Raw genomic sequence first — 24,156 nt, 5'->3', positions numbered from 1 at the left:
CTATTAATGCTTCGATATCCGTTCATAGCCGTTTTCGTTTTCCTTACTTATTTTCCATGTTCAGCCCAAGAAGAAAATAGTGTTAAGATAGTAAACAAATTCAAAGATTATTTCAATAAACAACAATCCGACTCTATTTACCAACAATGGAATCAGCATGCAAAACAAACGGTGTCAAAAACTCAGCTTGACACGTTATTGATTAAACAGCTTTACCCGCTAGGTAATTTAGATTCTTCCATATTCATAAAGAAAGAAGATGGTCTTGAACATTTTAAACTTATTTTTTCTAAAGAGACTCTAAAACTCGTCTTAAACGTCGATTCAAATAAAAAAATAGAAACCTTCCTTTTTCAACCATTTGAAGAATCGACCCACGAAGCGGATACAATAAACGAATCCGTAAAAAAAAATAAGGTGATCAAGGATACGACAGATCACGCAAAGATAGAGGAATCAAAAACGATGGAAAAGGATATAGATAACCTAGTTGATTCTCTTGCTCTTCAATATACAAACGACCCCAACACGTGCGGCCTCGCAATCGGTATTATTCACAATGGTCAGGCCGGGTATTATTATTACGGAGAAACTACACGGGGAAATAAAACACTTCCAGATCAGGAAACTTTATTTGAAATAGGCTCGATAAGTAAAACTTTTACTGCAATTCTTCTTGCCAATACAACGTTAACCGACAGTATCAATCTAACTGATCCCATTATCAAATATTTACCTGATAGCGTAGCTCATAATAATGAGCTAGTCAACATCACGTTTCAAAATCTAGCCACCCATACATCGGGCTTACCTCGTTTGCCAAGTAACATCGTTTCCAGCGAGGCATTAGACCCTTATAAAGATTATGATCGTAACGCATTATTTTCTTATCTGAAAAATTATAAACAGACCCATAAACCTGATTCTACTTACGAATATAGCAATCTCGGATATGGCGTCATTGCTGATTTGTTAGCCTATAAAAAGAACTCTTCGTACAATGAATTGGTAGAAAAAACAATCTGTGTTCCGCTGGAGTTAAAAAATACCACTGAATTTCCTAGTGGCGATAAGTTACCTAAATTTATTCCGACCTATAATACAAAAGGGGAGCTCACTCCGCATTGGCATTTTTTAGCGTTAAGTGGAGCAGCATCGTTAAAATCGACCATACGAGACTTGCTTAAATTTGCGGAAAACAATATAAATATCCCAAATACCGTTTTAGGCAAAGCGATTGCGCTAACTCATAAGCCTTCATGGCTGGTTTCGGAAACTCAAGATTTAGGTCTTGCATGGAATATCAATATAGAAAATTTTCAAGAAATTTTCTGGCATAATGGCGGGACTTTTGGCAGTAGCAGCTTTTTAGCATTCGTCCCGAGCAAAAAATTAGCCGTCGTTGTATTAGCGAATGCTGCAAAATCTGTAGACAGCATTGGTTTTTCTATAATAAATAACTTGATAGCAAATCGCTGACGAGCCATCTAGAACACATTAAAAAGATTAGTCAACCTTAGATCCTTCAACTTTTTTTAAAAGGTTTTCGATAACTTTTGGAAAATATTGATGCTCTAGTTGCTGTCCTTTAAATTTCACCATTTCCAAATTATCACCTGTCTCGATTTTAAAACGCGCCTGATAAATAATCTCACCTTCATCAAAGTGTTCATTTACATAATGAATGGTGATACCCGATTCCTCTTCTTTGTTTTCCAAAATCGCTCTGTGTACACGATCTCCGTACATTCCCTTCCCCCCATAGGACGGCAATAAGGCTGGATGTATATTAACGATCTTATTGGGAAACGCTTTAAGTAGGTTTTCAGGTACTAGCCATAGAAAACCAGCGAGAACAATTAAATCTATTTGCATCCGATTTAACAATTCAACGATATGATCAGTATGATAGAATTCATGACGATCAAACACATGAGAAGGAACTTCAAAATTATCAGCTCGTTGTAGTACGTAAGCTTCCGGGTTATTAGTCAGTATTAATGAAACTTCTGCGTCTGGGCTATACTTAAAGTGCTCCATAATTTTTTGAGCATTTGAGCCTGAGCCAGACGCAAAAATAGCTATGCGTTTTTTCATACAGTATTCATTTTTATACAATGAGTCTTATCGAATGGCCTCACCGATTTTATTTCGTTGTCCTAAAGATCACTAAATGCTATAAAATAACTTTGGCGCAAAGTTAATTATTATACAGCATTTATTCATCGCCTGTTAACATCTCAACGTAAAATTGGTTCGATATTCGATTGATTCCCGTGATAATACCTATTTTTACCATCGAATCCATCACGGTTAGCTATGAGTGGACTATATCAAGTCATATAGATAAGCAGCATCAAGGGGATTCAAAAAGGGCAATGTTATACGAATGCAAATAATCAGAGCCGTTTTACCAGATTTGTTAAGAACAATTTTTATATATGAAAAGCAATATATACTCTTACACCGTTAACGCGATCGCAGCTTTCATTTTTTGTGCAACAAGTGCCTGTGCTCAAAAAACAAACCAGGTACCCAATGAAATTCCTGAATTCACCTTCTATACGGTCGATAAGGATGCTCCATTTACGCGCAATCATCTTGCTTCAAATGGTAAAAATATCGTTATTCTCTTTTTTGATCCTGGTTGTAGCCATTGTCAGCAAGAAGTTTTAGCACTTGGTAAGAATTATAACAATGTGAAGAATATCAATCTATATATGGTAGCTATGCAGGAGAAAAATCTAATCAATGCTTTTATGTCAATGTATGGAGGGCAGTTGCGAAATAAAAAGAATGTAACACTTTTGCACGACAAGAATTATGAATTTATTGGTAGATTTAAACCAACCCAATATCCCGCCACTTTCGTTTATGGTGGCGACAAAAAACTTAAAAAATATTGGGATGGTGAAAAAAAGGTCGAGGAAATCATTCAGGCGTTAAATTTATAGTACCAAGTCTTCCTTACATTTGTTCACAACGATCCGCAGCGACAGTGGCAACTAACAATATAAAATGCTAACTTTGCATTTTTTAAAGCATCAATAATGAGTCATCCCGTTAAAATAAAAAACGCATTAATTTCTGTATATTACAAGGACAACCTAGCGCCACTAGTTAAATTATTACATGATTACGGAGTACATTTTTACTCAACCGGAGGGACTGAAAAATTTATTCGTGACCTTCAAATTCCAGTCACACCGGTAGAAGATTTGACCGGATACCCTTCAATCCTGGGTGGACGTGTAAAAACCCTTCATCCCAAGGTTTTCGGGGGAATCTTAAGTCGGAGATCGCTAAAAGACGACAAGGAAGCACTTGAAACTTATGAGATTCCTGAAATTGATTTGGTAATTGTTGATTTATATCCTTTTGAAGAAACCGTTGCTTCCGGTGCATCGGAAGAAGAAATCATAGAAAAAATAGATATTGGTGGTATCTCCTTAATTCGTGCTGCTGCAAAAAACTACAATGATGTTGTCATTATATCATCGAAAGATGATTACCAAGAGCTGGCCGAAATACTGAAAGAAAATGAGGGTTATACTTCATTGGCCCAAAGAAGATCATTTGCTAAAAAGGCTTTCAATGTCTCTTCTCATTATGACACAGCAATTTTTAACTATTTCAATGAAGAAGAACCTTTAGAAGTATTCAAATATAGTGAGCAAAAAAAGACAGCACTACGCTACGGAGAAAATCCACATCAGAAAGGTGCCTTCTACGGAGACATCGATGCACTGTTCAAGAAATTAAACGGGAAAGAGCTTTCGTATAACAATTTGGTAGACATCGATGCCGCCGTATCTTTGATAGATGAATTTGAAGAGCCAACTTTTGCCATTTTAAAGCATACAAATGCTTGCGGTGTAGCAAGTAGAAACAATATACTGGCGGCTTGGAAAGATGCTTTAGCATGCGATCCAATTTCCGCTTTCGGTGGGGTGCTGATTTGTAATCGTCCAATTGAACAGGATGCTGCCGAAGAAATCAATAAGTTATTTTTTGAAGTATTGATTGCACCTTCCTTCACGGAAGAAGCTCTTCGCGTGTTAGTAAGCCGCAAGAATAGGATTCTACTCCAGAGAAATGACATTACATTGCCAAAAAATCAATTCAAAAGTCTTTTAAATGGTATTATTGAACAAGACAAAGACTTGGTTATTGAAAACAAAGAGGGGATGACAACAGTAACCGATCGGATACCTACGGAGGAAGATTATGCAAATTTATTTTTTGCCAATAAAATCGTAAAGCATACCAAATCGAACACCATTGTATTTGCAAAAAACAATCAACTTTTGGCAAGCGGTGTTGGGCAAACATCTCGTGTAGACGCCTTAAAACAGGCGATCGAAAAAGCCAAATCCTTTGGATTTGATTTGCATGGGGCAGCCATGGCATCTGATGCCTTTTTTCCATTCCCTGATTGTGTAGAAATTGCCGCTGATGCAGGTATCGTAACGGTACTTCAACCAGGAGGCTCCATTAAGGATAAAGACTCAGTTGATATGGCCAATAAAAAAGGCATATCAATGGTGACAACCGGTATCCGACACTTTAAACATTAAAGCATTAATACGCTAAAAATAAAAAGACTAGCACTTAATAATTGCTAGTCTTTTTTATAACGCTCCAGAAATACCACTTTGCCTAAATCCGTCTGGTAGATGCTATTTACGAATTGTACAAATGTAGCATACTTTTCAGGTGCAAATAGCCCCTCCCTTAGTATTAGCTGCCTATAGAACACCAAGTTGTTTTCCTTTAACTGTAGTTTCATTGTAAACGAACCAAATTCTGTCTCAAGTTGCACATCGGCTGGCTTTAGATCAATGACATAATTTTCAGGCAGAGTAAAGACCAACGAATCGATATCTCTATACCCGCGATTTATAAAAAATGGCATCTTTCGTTCATGAGTTATCGGAACAGGTGGCTTACGGTTAAAAACATTTGGAATTAAGTATATTCTCGTTCCACTTTTAGGGGCATACTTTTGGATTACAATACTTAGCTGTTCGGTTAGCGTCGGACTAGGCCCATCGTCTTCATCATAGCTTATATTTTTAAAAACAATATTATCCACTGTATACATTTCCTTCAGTCTTTTGTCCTGCTCCGGCAAGGGAAGCCCTAACATAGCTAGCTGATTATCGAATTGATTACCATAGAAAGAGGTAGACAATAAACCGTCGACATCCCCACTTTCGCTTAAACGAAACCGACCCTGTCTTTTTTGCAAACTTTCTTCCGCAGGCACTTTTGGTGTATGCAGCAGTTTCCCACCCTCTTTGGCGCAGGCGAAAACGACCCTATCGTCTGTAAAACTACCGAGAAAACCAAAGGGCGCTTTTTGGCTTGTACATTCCAACCATATTGTGTCCTTTTTTAAAGGCACTGCTAAAACCACATGATTCCCCTGATCCATGCTGGCAAAATTTTCATCCATATCGCGCTTTATATCGCCCGCATTAACAACGCAATAGTAAGACGGTATATTAACAATGGATAAAAGAGATTGCATATAATTGACCAGTGCCTTACAATCGCCATACCCAAGCTGTTCCACCTGACTGGCTGCCATCGGTTGAAATCCTCCTATACCGATCTGGACACTTACATACCTCATCTTTTCTTGAAGATACTGATATAACACCCTCACCTTGTCAACATCATCGTGAATATTCGTTGTTAGCGCATGAACTTTTCCAACCATCTGGGCTGTAGGTTTTTGCCGTTCAGCTAACAGATCGGTAAAAACCCATCTCCCCAACTCTCCCCAATTATTATATGTACCTTTCTTACCATAATAATAGAATTGTTCAGGCGCAACCTTTACTCGTATTTGGTACTTTTCTTTCGGTGGTGAGAAAGGCTCATTTTTACTTGCTAAAATATCTCGAACTGTCCATGTATAGATTCTTTGCTTATCATTCTTCGCTTCCAGTTTCTGTCCTTCGAAATTGATTTCCTTTATATTGATTCTATCCGCTAGCCCACAGCGTAATGTGTAACTACTCAGCTCAACGGATAAATCCCTGCTAGGTTTAGGGACCCAATCGGGAATAACAAGGTTTTGTTTTAATTTCAGTTCATACTCATAGCTCACTGTAAAAGGATACTGCATTACATTTGGAAGAAAATGTTTAATACGATTATCTTCAAATAAGGAGAAATGACTGACCGCGCTCTCATCTACGAAGTCTTTTACGCTAATTTTTTTTAGTATTTCACCGCTGTGATCCTGAAGTATGCCACTAATCGATTTAATCTGTGTGCTTTTATCGTATAGTAGAACTAGCCTTGCGTGTTCCAAACCAGCTCTATTGAAGATCGTTACTACCTGCTTGACATGTAAAATTACATCATCGGACGATCGAATATTGATCGTCCATTGTTGATCCCTTACAACGGCATTTGCCCGTTCCTTCAACTTTTGAGGAATCTTATCAACCGGAAAACGATCCTGCGCAATGCCTTCTACAACTGAAAGAAAAAACAGTATGCAGACGTGATATCTATTTAACATAAATGAGGCTTCTTAAAGATATTGTTATTAAATGTGCTTTCTCAGAACGATATCTGCCTTTTCTAGTTGAATAATCCGGCTGAAAAACTCCTTTAAGCTAAGATATTCATCAGGTGCGAAAATCATTTTGTTAAATCTCAGTACTTGGTCGCATCGCAAATGATTATTTTCCAATTTAATGCGATTAATAAACTGTCCCCCTCTTTCAGCAAGCACCATATTGACATCTGCAGGCTTCGAGACCAAATCATAACCTGAAGGCAAGGTGATATCCATTTCAAAACTCTCTTCTGATAAATTTCCAAAATCCACGGGATAAGTCCTTTCAGAAAGAGTAAACGGGTTTTTGCCTATCTTATTTAAAATGAAAGGATTGAAGTAAGCGTCTTCAGATGGCAAACTATCAAACAATTTAATGGTTACTTGGTAATTTTCTATCACTCCAACATCCACAGAATCAACTCCTACTACGTTTGCTTCAACGATTTCCGTTCCTACACTTTCTTCTTTTTTCTTCTCAATAAACTGATCGATATTTGGATAGCTAGCGATCTCTTTTCTTTTGAGATAGGCTGCATAATTGAAACTTGTTATTTTTATTTTTCCTCTCAAAATTCCGTCATTTGATAGCTCGCCAGTTAGCACATAATTTGTATGATGTTTCATACTCGACTTAATATCGATCCAGTATGAGGGTTTACCTATGGGTAACACTCGCCCTTGATCGTTTAGGCAGCGTAGAGGTAGCATACCGAAAGGTAAAAAGGGATCTGAAGCATCTAACAAATAGCTTTCTCCCCCGATGTTCAATTGACAAATAACATAATTGAATTCAGAAATCACCGGGTTTAACTTATTCACTATTCCATGTTCTCTGGTAGAAAGGATAACTGCATTGGCGTCCAACCTAGCAGCCGACAGGGCAGCAACCAGAGCAAGATTTACATCTGCTATATTTCCCTCATGTCGCTCTAAAGCCTTTTTAATTCCAAATTCACTGAAAACACCATAGTAGGCATTCCATTTAATTTGATTTTTTATGTACGTATAAATAGCTCTTGCTTTTTCAAGATCATTTAGGTCGGCTGTTATTATATTTGCCAGCATTTTTTCGAATATCCCTTCTTGCTTTATCTGCCCCCCCAAACTTCTATCGGTCAACAGCTCCCTATCCACATTTTTCCACTCCTTAGTGTAATGATGTTTAGAACCATTTCGTAAATAAACAGTGGCCAGTTCAAAATAAATGGCCGATTTAAAATTAGACGCTGCCGTCATATAATCTTCTTCAATAAAAGCGGGGATATTCTCCATGATATAGATCATCCGCGAACAGTCAATCGGCCAACCGGGAAGGCGGAAACCTTCCCTAAGTATGGAGGACTTTTGTTCTTTCAGTTTATAGGGCCCTCTCATGATAACGTTATATGTATATGTAGCTGGTATAATCGCTTCAAATTCACTTCGGATTTTAGGAATGTCCGCTTGAAATCGCCAGGTTCTAAAGTTATAAATCAAAGGAGACGTAATCTGGTAACTGTATTCAATAATGCTACCATCTTGAATATCGGGCATGCTAAACTTGGTTAATTTGACATATTTGCTTAATGCTTCTTGATAGGTATTTTTAGGATCCAACCAAGTTTCTGTTTTTCTACCATCGCGAAAATTATAGGTTACCGCTTTAAGATTTTCCAGATATTCTACTTTTTCATCACTTATACGTAAGGGAATCTGGATATTTGCCTGACGAGGATCCTCTTTATTAAATATTTTTAACCTAACATGGTATGTGAAAGCGATATTCAACTCACCCCGCTGATCGTCAAACACAAACCGAGCTGTTCCATATTCGTTAAGAACAACCGCATTCGATACACTATCAAGCTGATATTTCTTTACAGCCATTTCTGTATCGCTTATTAGTCCAAATGAAAAATCCGCTGCTGCTACTGAAAAAATCTGAAACAAAAGGCAGATCATCAAAAAAAATCTGGTCATGAAATAGGGTTTAGATCGTTAATGAAGTAAATATAGCAAAATAACAAAAAAGTTGTAAGGGCTTACAATAACCCATTACTGTATTCCCCCATTGTTCCTTCTCCGACCCTCAATAAGGCTTTCCGTATCCTTGTTTTTTTTTCTTCCTATTGTAGCATATCGGGTTCATATTGTGATATTTTTGTTTTAATTTTGCGGACTATATTCAAAGAACATTTAAAAGATTAGCGAATGGGGCTATTTAATTGGTTTACTCAAGAAGTTGCTATAGATTTAGGTACAGCAAACACCCTAATAATACACAATGATAAGGTAGTGGTGGATGAGCCTAGTATTGTGGCTTTTGACCGTACCACAAACAAGGTGATTGCTATTGGCAGACAAGCCATGCAAATGGAGGGTAAAACCCACGATAATATAAGAACGGTAAGACCATTAAAAGATGGTGTAATAGCCGACTTCAATGCTGCTGAATATATGATCAGGGGCATGATTAAAATGATCAACAATGGAAAGGGATGGTTTTTTCCATCGTTGAGAATGGTAATTTGTATTCCTTCAGGGATTACGGAAGTGGAGAAACGAGCGGTAAGAGACTCTGCTGAGATTGCCGGAGCCAAAGAGGTGTATCTGATACATGAACCGATGGCCGCAGCCGTTGGCATTGGTATCGATGTGGAAGAACCAATGGGAAATATGATTATTGATATAGGTGGTGGTACAACAGAAATAGCCGTGATAGCCCTTTCAGGAATCGTTTGCGATCAATCCATCCGGGTTGCAGGTGATAACTTTGACTCGGATATTGTGCAATATATCCGTAGGCAACATAATATTATGATTGGTGAACGAACCGCCGAAAAAATCAAAATTGAGGTAGGCGCAGCACTCCCTGAATTACAGGACCCCCCACCCGATTTTGCGGTTCAAGGTCGCGATTTGATGACAGGTGTCCCGAAGCAAATAACAGTATCATACACGGAAATTGCTCACTGTTTAGACAAATCTATTTCTAAAATCGAAGAGGCTATTTTAAAGGCACTCGAGATTACTCCACCGGAGTTATCTGCGGATATTTACCAAACCGGTATTTATTTAACAGGTGGCGGTGCCTTGCTACGAGGTTTAGACAAACGGGTACAGGCCAAAACCAAATTACCGGTACACGTAGCAGAAGATCCACTTAGAGCAGTCGTACGGGGCACAGGCATTGCGCTTAAAAATATCGGTGGATATAAATTTTTAATGCAATAAAAGCATCAATCAGAGATGGCGTACATCCATTTATCGGTATGCCATCCTACCATAAATTCCAAAAAAACATATGCGTAACCTTTGGATATTCATTAGTAAGTATAACAACTTCTTTTTGTTTATCCTTTTTTTTAGCACTTCTGTTGCGCTTATTGTAAAAAACAATGGTTTTCAACAAGCTAGTGCGTTAAACTCCTCTAACACCGTTATCGGTGGAATTTATCAGAAAATCGATAATTTTACGCAATATTTAAACTTAAAACAGACCAATAAGGATCTTTCTGAAGAAAATGCTTACTTACGGAGTCAGCTAAAAAGCTCGGTATATAGCAAACTGATCGAACAGGACTCTGTGCTGGATACCCTAGGTCAGACGCAATACACGTATATTGTGGCGAGAGTTATCAATAATAGCATTCATCAGAAGAACAATTATTTAACGATCAATCGGGGTAGCGAAGAAGGGATATCCAAAGGAATGGGTGTAATTTCTTCTCATGGCATTGTTGGCATTGTTCTGAATGTTTCCCAACATTTTGCTACGATCCAATCCTTATTACATGCAGATACAAGAGTAAGTGCAAGTTTAACGAATAGTAATGCATTCGGTTCTTTGGTTTGGGGCACAGAAAATGCCGATTCCCGCAAAGCTATATTAAAAGATATCCCAAATCACGTAAAAGTACGTACTGGCGAAGAAGTAGTAACTTCCGGCTATTCGTTGTTTCCTCCGGGTATTTCTATCGGAAGGGTGATAAAGACCGGTAAAAGCGGCGATAGTTTTCTGGATATCGAGGTAAAGCTAAATAATGACTTCAATACACTTCAATACGTTTACGTTATTAACGATCAGTTTGCAAGTGAAAAACAACAATTGGAGCGAGACACCATAGTAACAAATGAGTAGGATTTTATTATTGAACATCATCCGTTTTATAGTTCTCATAACTATGCAGGTATTCCTTTTTAAAAATATGGGATATTATAATCTCGCTACGCCTTATCCTTATATCCTCTTCCTGCTCATGCTTCCTTTAGGTATGCCGAAATGGTTATTATTTGTTATCTGCTTTTTTACAGGACTTATAGTTGATGGCTTTTATGACACCTTAGGTGTAAATGCGGCAGCTTGCGTTACGCTCGCTTTCTTACGTACAACCTTTATCAGTCTTACTGTGCAATTAGAAAATCACGAAACATTTGCTACGCCAAGTATTAGCGAAATGTCCTTTAGATGGTTTTTTATATATAGCCTTGTATTGTCCCTTTCACATCATTTTGTTTTATCCTTATTGGAAGCCTTCACTTTCAGCAACTTCCATTATACGATTATTCGTACGGTTTTAAGTTGTATATTTACGGTACTATTAATTTTACTTTTTTCTTTACTTTTCTATCAAAGGAATAGACGCTAAACAACAAGAGTGTTATATTTCATTGAAAAGCCAACATCCGATTAGCACATGAATAATAGCTTTTTTGAAAGAAAGTACGTCGTTCAAGGAATCTTTATAATAGCTGCCTTTTTATTGGCTTGTCGACTTTTTTACCTGCAAATCATTGACGATTCCTATATACTCTCCGCTAACAACAATGTCCTGAGAAAGGTTGTTGTCTACCCTGCTCGGGGTGTCATTTTAGATCGAAAAGGTAAGATACTTGTCCAAAATGAGCCCGTTTACGATTTAATGGTTACTCCTCGGGAGGTTAAGCCTTTTGATACCTTGGCTTTATGCGAATTAATCGGCATTGATAAAGAAGGCTTTGATAAACGTTATCAAAAAGCGGTGAACTTTTCGCCTTATCGCGCATCCATATTTGAAAAGCAGCTTTCAGCGCAAACTTATGCCGGATTACAGGAAAAATTATTTCAATTTAGGGGGTTTTATGTCCAAAACAGAACCGTGCGAAGTTATCCGGATTCTGTTGCGGCCCAATTTTTAGGCTATATCAACGAAGTTACCGATAAAGATATTGAACGATCTAATAATTTTTATCGCCCGGGAGATTATATTGGCGTAAGCGGAGTAGAACGCGCTTATGAAGAGCTCTTGCGGGGCCAACGCGGTGTGCAGAACTTGATGGTTGATGCCTTCAATCGTCCGAAAGGACACTTTATGGATGGGAAATATGACACTTTAGCTGTTGCAGGAGATGGGCTTGTATCATCTCTTGATTTAGAACTGCAAAAGCTTGCCGAAAAGTTCATGAAGAATAAACGTGGCTCGGTGGTCGCCATCGAACCTTCAACAGGCGAAATCTTGGCCTTCGCCAGCACACCTAGTTACGATCCAAATATGATGGTTGGTAGAGAACGTGGCAATAATTATATGAAGTTATTAAACGATCCTAATAAACCCATGTTTATTCGCCCTATCCAAGCTCAATATCCTCCCGGGTCAGTGTTTAAAGTAGTGAGTGCACTTGTTGCTCAACAGGCAGGCATGATCGATGAACATACGAGATGGAATTGTCCCGGTGGTTATAGTTACGGGGGAGGTCGAGGGTTTATGCGCTGTACACACGTCCATGGCACAATCGATCTTCCTGCAGCTATCCAAGGATCTTGCAATACGTATTTCGGTCACGTATACGCAAGGATGATTGATCAACGAAAAATGAAATCGACCAATGCCTATTCGCTTTGGCGAGACGCGATCATGAAATTTGGGATCGCTCAGGAATTAGGGGTCGATCTTCCAAATGAGAAAAGGGGACTTCTTCCTACGGCTGATTTCTATTCCAAACGTTATGGAAATGATAAATGGGGCTCTGGCTATAATATTTCCAATTCAATCGGACAAGGTGAGGTTGAAATTACTACTTTGCAAATGGCTAATATTATGGCTATTGTGGCCAATCGAGGTTACTATTTCCGTCCTCATTTAATAAAATCCATTGGAGAAAAGAAAGTAGTAAAAAAAGAATTTATTGAAAAAATACCCGTTGGTATTGATCAGCAATACTTTGAACCGGTGATCGAAGGAATGAGTCGTGTCGTTAAATACAATGCCAATATCCGCATTCCCGGTATAGAAATGTGCGGAAAAACGGGTACAGCACAAAACCCTCATGGTAAACACCATTCTGTTTTCTTTGCTTTTGCTCCACGTGTAAATCCAAAAATAGCAATTGCAGTTTTTGTTGAAAATGTTGGCTATGGAGCAACCTATGCAGCACCAATAGCGAGTATGATGGTCGAAAAATACCTAAAAGACACCATCAGCATGTCTAAGGCTGTACAAGAAAGGGTATTGAAGGAAAGTAACTTGATCGTTCCTGAACCACCTAAAAAAGCCGTTGACCCCATCATCGGCAAAACGAATAGCGACAAACCACAACCGAAAAAACGTATCACTTATATTAGGCATAACGAGATTGCGATTGTAAACGAATCAAGAAAACAGGTTGAACACAAAAACATAGCGGAAAGATAGCGCACATGAATCAAACAAAAAAAATATACGGTGGCTCGATTGACTGGATAACGGTATTCATCTGGCTGGCCCTTTGTGTTATTGGTTGGTTTAATATCCGTGCTGCCGTTTTTGATCCACAGCATGCAAGCTTGGTAAGCCTGAGCACTAACTATGGGAAACAATTCATTTACATTGTAGTATGTTTGCTCGTTGCCTGCGCAGTCATGATTATTGACGGTAAATTTTACAACTATATATCCCCGATTCTATATGGTATTACACTTCTCCTGTTAGTCATCGTTTTGATCGTTGGTCGTAACGTCGGTGGTAACCAGGCATGGATTCCAATCGGTACCTTTAGATTGCAGCCGTCTGAGTTTGCTAAATTAGGCTCCTGCTTATTGTTAGCAAAGTATTTAAGCTCGCACAGCAACAAAATGCCGAACCTTAAAACCTTGTTATTTGGAGCATTGATCCTTTTTGTTCCCATCATTCTCATCATGCTTCAACCAGATACAGGTTCCGCGCTTACCTTTTTTGCACTAACGCTTGTTTTCTATAGAGAAGGTTATGTTTCCGGTCAATTTCTCGCATTCGCATTTATCTGTATTATTCTCTTTATTCTCACACTTCTTTTTTCCCAATGGTACATTATTGGGGTACTAGCGGCCCTCGCAGCACTAGGAATTTATATGTTCAAAAGGAGTCGGAGGGTGATCCAATCTATTGCTATAGCCTTTATCGCATCCGGTATTTTCGTGTTGCTGGTTGACTTTGTTTATGAACATGTTTTGCAATCACACCAACGTAACCGGATTGATGTAATTCTCGGAAAAGTGGATGATCCCAGAGGACAGGGTTACAATTTAAATCAATCCAAAATTGCCATTGGATCTGGACAATTATTTGGAAAGGGATACCTGCAGGGCACGCAAACAAAGTACAACTTTGTGCCTGAACAAAGCACAGATTTTATTTTCTGCACGGTAGGGGAAGAATGGGGTTTTGTAGGATCAATAATCGTAGTGCTATTTTATGTTGCATTGCTATTAAGAATAACGCAACTAGCAGAACGACAGCGATCTGCATTTGCTCGAATATATGGTTACGGTGTTGCTTCTATTTTCTTTTTCCATTTTTTTATTAACATTGGGATGACCATCGGCATAGTACCCGTTATAGGTATTCCATTACCTTTTCTTAGCTACGGGGGTTCTTCCCTCCTGAGTTTTACTTTATTATTATTTATCTTACTCAAGTTCGACTCGAACAGAAAAGGAGTAGTCTAAAAAAATCCGAGCCGTTTTCTTAAAGAAAAACACACTCGGATTTCCGTGTTAAACTATACAGCTGTCAAAACTGTTAGGCAAATCGCTGTCGCAAAATCGCATAGAGTTTATCCACAGTGGCCTGTTTATTTGCCCAATTGTTCTTTTGGGCATAATTGCTTTGCAAGAAAGCATCTGCATCAGCAAAATTATCATATCGACTCAACAGCTCGATAGCCTCGGTGTATGCTAGACTATAGCCATTGAACAAATCTTTGATAAACAACAATTTATCATTTAAACTAACGGCCGATTTTATATCAGTAATTCGTTTAGTTCCAACAGAAGGGTCTTGCTTATTTAAATCGGAGGTTAATTTTTTTTGCTCATTGAATGCGTTTTGTTCTTGCTTTCGTTGTGCAGAAAATAGTTCGTTTAAGGTCATAGGGCGCTTCGGTTCCTCTTGCTTTGGTACTTCCTTTTCTTCGTCGGCAGGTATGACGATTGATTTCGCTTCTTCTACTATTTGCTTGGACACCGGCTCTTCTCCCTTGATCGCCGTTACTTCTTCTGAGATTTCATCTTCTTCCTTCTCATTTTCTTTCAAGGTATGTAGCTCCTTATTATCTTCCTCCTCTTTTTCCGCTTCATGGTCCGAAAAATTAGCCTTATCAACGGCTACTCTATCCTCGTCTTTTTCTGGCTCTGTCGTTTCTACCTTTTCGCTCTCAACGTCCTCTTCTTCTTGTTCCCCATCAATTACAGGATAATCAGCACTGTCTTCTACTTCTTCCTGCTCTCTTTCTTCCACCGCTGCTTCTTTTTTATCCCGTTTATCCTCCAGTTTGAATTCTTCTGCTTTGTCCTCTTCACTTACAGTAGCTGGTGTAAAATAAGTTTCTTTTACCTCTTGCTGATCCACATAATTTAATGCGGATCCCTCATCTTCCTCTTTTAAGGGAGCCTTTTTATCTTCTTTTTGCTCGAAATTTGTTGCAGATTCCGAATTTTCTGACGATCCTTCGCTTTTTTCTCTCTCTACACGCGCCTCTTGTTCTTTGTTACCAACATAACTTTCTGCACGATCCAATGAGGTCATTTTTTTTAATATTGTTACATGCCCCATTAGATAAGTCATATTCGCTTCAAAAAGTTCCAAATGAATCCCTTGTTGTTCGTTCGGATTTTCTTGTAGAAATTCATACTGTTCAGTTAAATCCTGTAACAGCCCTCCAATCTTTTCAAAAATGCTTTTCTGTGTTACCATAATATATTAACGCTTATTTTCCCTAAATGTTGAAGAATATTAGCCAAACTTAGATAAAATAGCATGGATTGACAAGAGCTATCTTTTGCTATTGATTATTAACCGTCCTTGTATGAAAGAATAGTTACGAAACCAAAAATAAATGCCGATATTAGCATCCCTTTTTCTTAGGTGACGGTCAAATAATACAGAATAAAAACAATAACAAATGCTGTTCAGCGAACATAATTTTATTAACAAAACAGACCCAACAGGCAGTATAGAAGTAATATGTGGGTCTATGTTCTCTGGAAAAACGGAGGAATTGATTAGAAGACTGAGACGAGCCCAAATAGCCAAGTTAGAGGTTGAGATTTTTAAACCAGTAGTTGATACCCGTTATGCCGTAACCGAACTTGTTTCACACGATAAAAATAGTATACAATCAACTGCTGTCGAAATGTCCTCGGCAATCTTGCTACTCGGAATGCAGACGCAGGTAGTGGGCATTGATGAAGCACAGTTCTTTGACGATAACTTACCTGATGTATGTAATATATTAGCAAATAAAGGCATCAGGGTTATTGTTGCGGGATTGGACATGGACTTTAAAGGGAGGCCCTTCGGTCCTATTCCAAATTTAATGGCCATAGCAGAACATGTTACCAAAGTTCACGCTGTATGCGTGTGCTGCGGAGCTCCAGCCAACTATTCTTACCGAACCTCGGTAACCGAAACGAAAGTGCTGATTGGAGAAAAAGAAAGTTATGAACCACGTTGCAGAAGGTGTTTTCATCTGGGCCAAAATAAATAAAAATCAGTAGTAGACAATATTTTTATCCTTATCGCGTTTTAACTATATACCCAAGTGGTATATAGTACAATTACATTAATTTTGACGTTATATTAACATAAATTTAACGTTGTATTTTAGCAAAATTTTGGACACTTAGTTATCTTTGTAAACAGAAAATAGACAGACCAATCGGCTTGGTTTTTATATAAAGATCCTTCTCATAATTTAGGTTTATAATTGGTTAAGTGAAGGCTGTTCGCCCATCGAACAGCCTTACTTTTTTAATTTATTCAACAATCTGTGTATCAATATCCACAAAAAGTGGATTTTTGACACACCAATCACCTGATTATCAATACAATAGTTACAAAACCTATAGCACAACTACGCAAACTTTATTAAACAATTTATTGTTAAGCTTTTTGATTGTCGGTTATGATGGGCCTTCATCTACTGATAAGATAATCAATTATAGTAAAAAAGTAAAAAATGAAACGAAGTCGTTACTCCCAAATTGTATTTATCTTAAGCCTTATGCTAAGCGGTTATGTGCAAGATGTTACCGCTAAAATTGCAAATGCTAGCAGTAAATCAGACCTACTCACTTCTTTGCAAGACACAACAAAACCAGCAATTGCCGACACCGTCCAGATACAAGGTCTCGTGACGGATTCGTCAGGCAAACCCTTATCAAAGGTTTCCGTAAAACCAAAGGGTTCAGCTGACAGTGTATTCACTGGTCAGGATGGAAAATACGTGGTCAACAGTCCAACAATAGGTGTGTTAATTTTCACTTTTCCGGGTTATCAAACAAAAGAAGAACCAATAAATGAGAGGCAGGAGATTAATATGGAGATGCGGCCCGCAGAAAAAATCATATCAAATGTACCTCGAGTCGCTAATGATGCCAAATCCGATACCGTCAATGATTCGCTCGACCGCGACAGTGTACAAATGAAATCCGATACCACTGAAACAGACAGCGCACAAGGAAAAATCACTGGTCTTGTAAGCGATGCGAACGGCCCAATCCCAGGTGTCAGCGTAACAATTAAAGGTAAAAAGGAAGGTGTAATTACCGACGAACAGGGCAAATTCAGTATAGCTGCGCCAGGGAATGTCGTACTCGTATTTAGTTCGCTAGGTTATGATGCTAAAGAAGAATTTGTCAATAATAGAACGGTAATCAACACGACCCTCAACCAAGAGGCACAAGCTTTAAAAGAAGTGGAGGTTGTTGCGGTCGGCTATGGTACCATGGACCGTTCAAAGCTAACGAGCTCCGTATCAAGTATTGGAAGTGATCAAATCGAGAATGATGTTCTGCCAAGCGTTACACAAGCGATTCAGGGAAAGGCTGGTGGTGTGCAGGTTACACAAAAGTCTGGATCTCCGGGAGGTGGACTCAACATTCGCGTGCGTGGAACTACATCCATAAACGCAAGCTCCGATCCGCTGTATGTCGTGGATGGAATACCCGTAAATAGCACAACCAACTTTACAGGAGGTACAAACTTCAACTTTGGCGGTGGTACACAGGGCATCAACATTCTTTCTTCCATTAACCCTTCGGATGTACAATCTGTAGAGGTACTTAAAGATGCTGCATCCTCATCAATATACGGTGCGCGTGCAGCGAATGGAGTTGTATTGATAACGACCAAAAAAGGCCAACCTGGTACCAGCACCTTCAACTTTAACATGTACGAAGGCTTCTCCGAAGTTCCAAAGGAACGTTGGTATGATATGATGAACACAGCGCAATATCAAGATTACATGCGAGATTATTACAAGTACCGGATGGAAATGGATTCTACTATCACCGCGATCCCGGATCAAATTCTAGCCAATCCCAATATTAACACCGACTGGCAAGATGCTATTTTTCGAACGGCAGCTACACGTAATTATGAGTTGTCGGCTAGTGGAGGAAGCGAAAAAACGCAGTATTATACTTCCATTGGTTATATGAAACAGGGTGGCGTACTATTAAATTCCAATTTCAATCGTTTAAGTGCTCGTCTTAATCTTGATCATCAACACAGTGAAAAATTACGCTTTTCCACATCTATTAATTTAACCAGAGCTATTAATGATCGGGTTCAGGAAGAAAACTCGAAAGAAGGCGCGACAAAAAACGGTATCGTTGCACCTCCTAATGTTCCGGTTTACAACCCAGATGGCAGCTTTGCTTTTGATGAGGTAAGTACCTCACGGGAGAACCCCGTGGCCATGCTAGAACTTCCAACCAATAACGCCCAGACATTTAGAGTATTGGCAAATGCATCAGCCGAATATCGTTTCATCCCTGAATTGGCACTTAAAACTAGTTTCGGCACGGATTTGAGCTTTATTGACGAAACCTTCTTTATGCCGCCACAAGGTCTTCGTTCTTTTGCTAGCCAGGGAGGAATCGGAGCCAGACGTAATACACGTGATCAATTATGGATCAATGAAACGACACTGAGTTTTGACAAGTCTTTTGGCGACCATAGTATTAATGCACTCGCCGGATTTTCTGTTCAGGAATCCCGGTTAGAGTTTGTTGATGCACAACGATCGAATTTCCCCTCTAACGACATTGAATACATCTCCTCTGGTGGTGTAATCACCGGCGCAAATTCGTATCCTGAAGAATGGGCGATTGCCTCCGGATTTGCCCGGGTAAATTATGGTTTTAAAGGAAAGTATTTATTTACCGCAAATTTCAGGGCTGATGGTTCCTCCCGGTTCGGAGAAAATAATCGATGGGGATACTTTCCCTCTTTTGCTGCTGCTTGGCGGTTATCGGATGAAGATTTCGTCAAAGAAATCAAAGCAATTAGCAATTTAAAATTGAGAGCTAGCTGGGGGATTACAGGGAACCAAAATATTGGCAATTACGCCAGTTATTCGCTCTATACTGGCGGACAGAACTATTTAGGTCTCCCTGGATTCATCCCCAATGTTTTGGGAGATAAAAACTTAAAATGGGAAACAACTAAACAATGGGATATCGGTTTGGATTTAGGTCTCTTTAGTAACAGGATTTCACTATTGGCCGACTACTATCTAAAGAACACGTCTGACTTGCTAATCGGAATACCTATTCTTACAAATTCAGGTTTTCAAAACAGATTCACCAATTTCGGAGAAATTCAGAACAAAGGTTTTGAATTTGAACTCACAACACAAAATTTAATAGGTGAATTTAAGTGGAACACTACACTTAACATGACATTCAACCGGAATAAGGTAGTTTCTTTGCCCGTTGACCGCATTCTTGGCGGAGTCGGTGAATTAAATATTGCCCAACCGGGACTTCCTTTGGGAACATTTTATGGATGGAAAATGATCGGCGTTAACCCGGAAACCGGGTTAATTGATTTTGAAGATCAAAACGGGAACCCTACTACCCCCACTAATCCAGATGATCGGCAAATCATTGGTGATCCCAACCCCGATTTTTTTGGTGGTATAACCAATACTTTCCAGTATAAGAATTTTGATTTGAGCATCATGGGACAATTCTCCTACGGAAACGATGTGTTCAATTATAATTTGGCAACGGGATTAGAAGGGTATAATGCAAGTAGCAATGGCTTTATCGACTGGACACGTCGATGGAGAAATCCGGGAGATATTACAGATGTTCCGAGACCGAGTCCGGGCGATCTCAATAATGGCGCGATTTCAGATCGTTTCGTGCAAAATGGATCTTTCTTCCGGTTAAGAAACATCACTCTTGGCTATACGTTCCCTTCAAAAATGATAGAGAACATCAATCTGAATCGTCTTCGAGTTTATGTAACGGTTCAGAATGCCTATGTCTTTACCAATTACAGAGGCTATGACCCAGAAGTAGGTTCAAGTCACGGTGGCGCAAATACGGGTCTCATTTACGGCTACGATTATGGCAGCTATCCACAACCACGCATTTTTACAGCGGGTGTAAACTTAACTTTTTAATAGCATTAAATGGATGAAAACAATGAAGACTCCCTTTTATATCGTTATCGTAGCGTTCATGATCTCATCTTTATCTGCCTGTAATGATTTTCTAGATAAAGAACCAATTAGCCAGATCACTCCTGATGAATATTTCAACTCGGAAACAAACGCTAATTCAGCCGTCATCGGCATGTACAGAAGCATGCTAAATTCTTTCTCTTTCGGGCAATCCATCATTATTGTTCCCGAATTTTCCGCTGGCCACGTAAGCCATGCTTCCGTATACCCTGAATATGAGAATTTTAGAACAAATAATATTCAAGTTAACAACCCTTGGACTAATAATATGTGGCAGGCCACCTACGCTACAATCAATGCAGCTAACAATATCATAACCAGGGTTCCTGAAATGCCGGAAAGCACCATCTCCCCTGAAAAGAAACAGCAGTTTGTAGGTGAAGCCAAATTTGTCCGTGCACTCAATTACTTTTTTCTCGTACGCGCTTTTGGTGCCATTCCCTTAAAAACAACCGCCACCACAGAGGAAGAAAACATAGCGATTCCGCGCAGTCCTGTTGATCAAGTTTATCAGCAGATTATTACGGATTTACAAGATGCATCAACACTTCCAGATAATTACGGCGATGATGCCACGTCAAAAGGCAGAGCAACCAGTTTTGCCGCTAAAGCTTTATTAGCGAAAGTGCAATTATACGATGGCCAGATTACAGGAGATTATTCGCAAGCGGCAAGCCTGTCGCAAGAAATCATCAATAGCCAACGCTTCGTATTAATTTCCGATTTCGCCTCCATTTGGACTACAGAAAACACGCAGGAATCTATTTTTGAATTACAGTTCGATAATCAAGCGACCAATCCCTTAGCTTCGGTTAGCAACGACAATCCAAGTATGCTATTTTATGCAAGGGGAAATACGGTTTATGAAAAATATACTGCAGAAGACAAAAGAAGAGACTTCACGGTAAAATCCGGATCACGAGATCGCTTTTATATCGGCAAGTTTCCTAAAGCGAGTCCTCCTACACAAAATTTACCCGTTATTAGAATTGCTGAAATTTACCTGATACATGCCGAAGCACAAGCTAGGACTGATGGAATGATTAGCGACGCTGCCTATAATTCTTATAAAGCGGTACAAGGCCGTGCTGGCTTGACATCTGCGCCCATAAACAGCTTCGGAAGTGTTGAAAATTTTATCATAGCTGTTCAAGAAGAAAAAGAACGAGAGCTGATGTTTGAAGGTGAAGCCTGGTTTGATTTCTGTAGAACAGGTCTTGCGTTGGATCGAATGCTCGTCAAAAAAGATCCTAATTACTATCTTTACCCGATACCAAGTAGCCAAATTGTGCTAAACGGTGAGTTAACGCAAAATCCAGGGTATTAAAGTCAACAGTGGGGTATTATTTGAATAAACCCCACTGTAACTAAGGCAGTTCATTCAAACTAATGTTAGGCTGCCGATTTTTCATCGGCCTATTCAGCAGAGTCCCTATGGGCGTATAACGGTTAAAAAAACCGAAGTTTCGTAGAAAAAACTGTCCCCTTTCACTTCCACCACTATAATCCAACCGGTACCCTACCCGAGCAGTATTGTCGGCAGAAAATTTAGCATGATTAATTTCAAACCAATTTTCTTCTCGATCTACTACCCACTGATTTCCAAAGTACACCTTCCTTTCGTAAATTCCTTGTATGGGTGAAAAATTTTCCAGAAAGGAATGGAATCCTTTTAACCAACTTGAGGTTTGTGGTCGACTGAAGCTGGCAATCAATTTCCATTGACCTACCTCGGGCGCAAAGAACCAAGCAGTATACGTCGTATAATTTCCAGCAACAGGCTCTCCCTTCAATAAAAATTTATACGTATTTCCAGCTTTCCAGTTAAATTTAAAATAACTCTGACCTCCCGCCCCTTCATTTCCAAATTCACCCGTATGTACACCGTCTCCCTTTTTTAGTAGTTTTATTTGATGGTCCGGCGGAATGGCTTTCGGATCATCTGTTTGAAAGGGGCTCCATACGGAAAAAAGAACTCGCCGCTCGCTTTGCGAATTAACTTGTATACCAAAATAGCCTCCGCTAAATCCGTTGGCCATAAAATACGATCCAACAACATCATTTCCCTCCGGCACCATTACTTCATTATAATAATACATGATATCCTTTTCTTCGGGTGTTTGGTAGTTCAAATGAGTCGAGGCCCCCCGTCTACCCCAGTAGAAAAAATTCCCCTCATCTTTTTTCACAAAATGAATATGTTCATCGACCACCGTTCCACTGATCCCCAAATAATCTATATTACTCAAATCAATTGATTGCCCTTTTATAGAGATCGCCACATAGCCTGTATCACGGATATTCCAACTACCTAAGTAAGACATTGCTTTGGGTTGAACCTTACATTCTACGATTTTAGTTTTTCCCGCAACCGTAACCTGTAAAACGCTTGGCTTATTAACCTTCGCGTTCAACCAAACAGATAATGTACCGGCCCTTCCTACACGAATAAAGGTTTTGAACCATTTATTGGCGTCATTCCATCGGTCAATTCCCGTTTTCGATATCAGGTCATCCCCTTCTGAAACATTGCCTATTTGCCAGGAGTTCCCTCCTATCGGCACTTTTACGATACCCTCAGTGCTCGTTTCTATTTGACCTTTACTTTGATAAGTAGTTATTAACAGTGCGCCTAAAAAAATTATTACACGTTTTAATCGCATATCATAATGAATTTTGACAGCAAGCTACGTGAAATAAAAGAAGATAGGAAGCGAAAAAATCGATCAATCGTTTGCGTAAAAAACGGAAACAAAAAAAGCAAGGACGAGACCTTGCTTTCATTTATATGTAAAACTTTTACTTTCTTAAGATATATTTGTCCGCCAATTCTCCCGTTATTTTCTCGCCACTCATATCCAACTGCGTTAGCGTATTTTCGCCCACGAAATATTTATACGATTCTTCTTCGGTTCCCTTTAACTCAATGGTGCTTCCATCAAGCCAAACGTAACGCCCCTCTTCTTCAAATTCTTTACCATCTCCTTTACCTAAATAATTATTTTTTAGCGTGTAGGTGCTATCTGTCTTCAAGGTTAATTCCGTGCGGATTCCTTCACAATCCGCACAGGGTAATACCCCCTTATAGGTGCCGATAATATCTAATGAATTTTGCGCATTATGCATATCGGGATCGTCAGAGGTAGCATCAATGGGAACATATTCTTCCGTCGTATCAGTGACATTTCCATCCGCTGAACTCTTTGTCCCGTTGTTACAACTCCAAACTAGGCCGCACACAAATGTGCCAATCAATATTTTTTTAATCATAGCAAGATTTTTTAATTCTATTCAGCAAAAGCAATACCAAATCAGCGCAATTAGTCTTCTAGTTGTTTCATTGCCTCCACTACAGCTTCTGCCACCTCAATATTAATCGTTGTGTTATCTGTTACTATCCACTTACCGCCCTGCTTTATCATCAGGATGGGTTGAATCCCCGGATACTGTATCCGCCAAGCAGGGGAATTCTTATATTCTTCCGGGTAGGCATTAATATTAATAAAAGCCTTGGTACCTGGTTCTCTCACAGTAATAGTCATAGAAAAACTCCTTTCTTTATCTAATGAAACAGCAACTAGCATAAATTGATTGCAATAATTTAAATTTTAATTGGAACAGGTTAT

Annotated in this window: 18 protein-coding genes; 11 read left to right on the top strand and 7 right to left on the bottom strand. The window is 39.1% G+C overall.

The features are described 5' to 3' along the window. Window positions 1–6: 6 nt before the first annotated feature. Entirely contained in the window at window positions 7–1,479 is a 1,473-nt protein-coding gene (locus RYH73_RS15030; RefSeq protein WP_335314263.1) for a serine hydrolase domain-containing protein, read from the top strand. A gap of 27 nt (window positions 1,480–1,506) precedes the next feature. Here the strand turns inward: RYH73_RS15030 and purN are convergent, their stop codons facing one another. Then, window positions 1,507–2,097, bottom strand: coding sequence for a phosphoribosylglycinamide formyltransferase (gene purN / locus RYH73_RS15025; RefSeq protein ID WP_335314262.1), 591 nt, complete (start codon window positions 2,095–2,097; stop codon window positions 1,507–1,509). A 344-nt stretch (window positions 2,098–2,441) separates the two neighbouring features. Here purN and RYH73_RS15020 point away from each other — a divergent pair, with 344 nt between their 5' ends. Together RYH73_RS15020 and purH are read left to right on the top strand one after the other, a co-directional pair. Beyond that, a complete protein-coding gene (locus RYH73_RS15020) occupies window positions 2,442–2,954 on the top strand; it encodes a peroxiredoxin family protein (protein WP_335314261.1) in 513 nt (170 codons plus the stop codon). Between the two features lie 96 nt (window positions 2,955–3,050). Further along, the gene (gene purH / locus RYH73_RS15015) at window positions 3,051–4,577 is read left to right on the top strand and encodes a bifunctional phosphoribosylaminoimidazolecarboxamide formyltransferase/IMP cyclohydrolase (protein WP_335314260.1); all 1,527 of its coding nucleotides are present in this window, start codon (window positions 3,051–3,053) and stop codon (window positions 4,575–4,577) included. A gap of 44 nt (window positions 4,578–4,621) precedes the next feature. On the opposite strand, the gene RYH73_RS15010 is transcribed toward purH, so the two are convergent. Both RYH73_RS15010 and RYH73_RS15005 read right to left on the bottom strand, forming a co-directional pair. Continuing rightward, window positions 4,622–6,538: a DUF3857 domain-containing protein gene (locus tag RYH73_RS15010; protein WP_335314259.1), complete on the bottom strand. Its 1,917-nt coding sequence runs from the start codon at window positions 6,536–6,538 to the stop codon at window positions 4,622–4,624. A 27-nt stretch (window positions 6,539–6,565) separates the two neighbouring features. Continuing rightward, window positions 6,566–8,539, bottom strand: a complete 1,974-nt coding sequence (locus RYH73_RS15005) for a DUF3857 domain-containing protein (RefSeq protein WP_335314258.1) — start codon at window positions 8,537–8,539, stop codon at window positions 6,566–6,568. Window positions 8,540–8,770: 231 nt separating this feature from the next. On the opposite strand from RYH73_RS15005, the gene RYH73_RS15000 reads away from it, so the two are divergent. The 5 genes from RYH73_RS15000 (at window position 8,771) to rodA (ending at window position 14,501) form a co-directional block, all read left to right on the top strand. Continuing rightward, on the top strand, window positions 8,771–9,793 hold the full coding sequence (locus RYH73_RS15000) for a rod shape-determining protein (protein WP_013665654.1): 1,023 nt from the start codon (window positions 8,771–8,773) through the stop codon (window positions 9,791–9,793). Window positions 9,794–9,863: 70 nt separating this feature from the next. Continuing rightward, a complete protein-coding gene (mreC, locus tag RYH73_RS14995; protein ID WP_335314257.1) occupies window positions 9,864–10,700 on the top strand; it encodes a rod shape-determining protein MreC in 837 nt (278 codons plus the stop codon). A 67-nt stretch (window positions 10,701–10,767) separates the two neighbouring features. After that, entirely contained in the window at window positions 10,768–11,208 is a 441-nt protein-coding gene (locus RYH73_RS14990) for a rod shape-determining protein MreD (protein ID WP_335314256.1), read from the top strand. A gap of 48 nt (window positions 11,209–11,256) precedes the next feature. Beyond that, window positions 11,257–13,230 (top strand): penicillin-binding protein 2, encoded by a 1,974-nt coding sequence (mrdA, locus tag RYH73_RS14985; RefSeq protein ID WP_335314255.1) that lies wholly within the window; start codon window positions 11,257–11,259, stop codon window positions 13,228–13,230. Between the two features lie 5 nt (window positions 13,231–13,235). Continuing rightward, entirely contained in the window at window positions 13,236–14,501 is a 1,266-nt protein-coding gene (rodA, locus tag RYH73_RS14980; protein WP_335314254.1) for a rod shape-determining protein RodA, read from the top strand. A 73-nt stretch (window positions 14,502–14,574) separates the two neighbouring features. Here rodA and RYH73_RS14975 read toward each other — a convergent pair whose 3' ends face one another. Beyond that, window positions 14,575–15,747 carry a hypothetical protein gene (locus tag RYH73_RS14975; protein WP_335314253.1) on the bottom strand — a complete coding sequence of 391 codons (1,173 nt, stop codon included), beginning with the start codon at window positions 15,745–15,747 and terminating at the stop codon, window positions 14,575–14,577. Window positions 15,748–15,955: 208 nt separating this feature from the next. Here RYH73_RS14975 and RYH73_RS14970 point away from each other — a divergent pair, with 208 nt between their 5' ends. The 3 genes from RYH73_RS14970 to RYH73_RS14960 all read left to right on the top strand — a co-directional run bounded on the left by RYH73_RS14970 (window position 15,956) and on the right by RYH73_RS14960 (window position 21,857). Next, window positions 15,956–16,540, top strand: a complete 585-nt coding sequence (locus tag RYH73_RS14970) for a thymidine kinase (protein WP_335314252.1) — start codon at window positions 15,956–15,958, stop codon at window positions 16,538–16,540. Window positions 16,541–17,011: 471 nt separating this feature from the next. Next, complete coding sequence (locus tag RYH73_RS14965) at window positions 17,012–20,470, top strand: SusC/RagA family TonB-linked outer membrane protein (protein ID WP_335314251.1); 3,459 nt, start codon at window positions 17,012–17,014, stop codon at window positions 20,468–20,470. Window positions 20,471–20,483: 13 nt separating this feature from the next. After that, window positions 20,484–21,857, top strand: a complete 1,374-nt coding sequence (locus tag RYH73_RS14960; protein ID WP_335314250.1) for a RagB/SusD family nutrient uptake outer membrane protein — start codon at window positions 20,484–20,486, stop codon at window positions 21,855–21,857. Window positions 21,858–21,897: 40 nt separating this feature from the next. Here the strand turns inward: RYH73_RS14960 and RYH73_RS14955 are convergent, their stop codons facing one another. The 3 genes from RYH73_RS14955 to RYH73_RS14945 all read right to left on the bottom strand — a co-directional run bounded on the left by RYH73_RS14955 (window position 21,898) and on the right by RYH73_RS14945 (window position 24,072). Beyond that, window positions 21,898–23,193, bottom strand: coding sequence for a DUF3472 domain-containing protein (locus RYH73_RS14955; protein ID WP_335314249.1), 1,296 nt, complete (start codon window positions 23,191–23,193; stop codon window positions 21,898–21,900). Window positions 23,194–23,329: 136 nt separating this feature from the next. After that, window positions 23,330–23,800, bottom strand: coding sequence for a copper resistance protein NlpE (locus RYH73_RS14950; RefSeq protein WP_335314248.1), 471 nt, complete (start codon window positions 23,798–23,800; stop codon window positions 23,330–23,332). Between the two features lie 50 nt (window positions 23,801–23,850). Continuing rightward, window positions 23,851–24,072, bottom strand: coding sequence for a hypothetical protein (locus RYH73_RS14945; RefSeq protein ID WP_335314247.1), 222 nt, complete (start codon window positions 24,070–24,072; stop codon window positions 23,851–23,853). Window positions 24,073–24,156: the final 84 nt, after the last annotated feature.

The sequence above is a fragment of the Olivibacter sp. CPCC 100613 genome, assembly GCF_036959255.1.
GTDB lineage: Bacteria > Bacteroidota > Bacteroidia > Sphingobacteriales > Sphingobacteriaceae > Olivibacter.
This window is presented reverse-complemented; position numbering and strand designations above follow the sequence as displayed.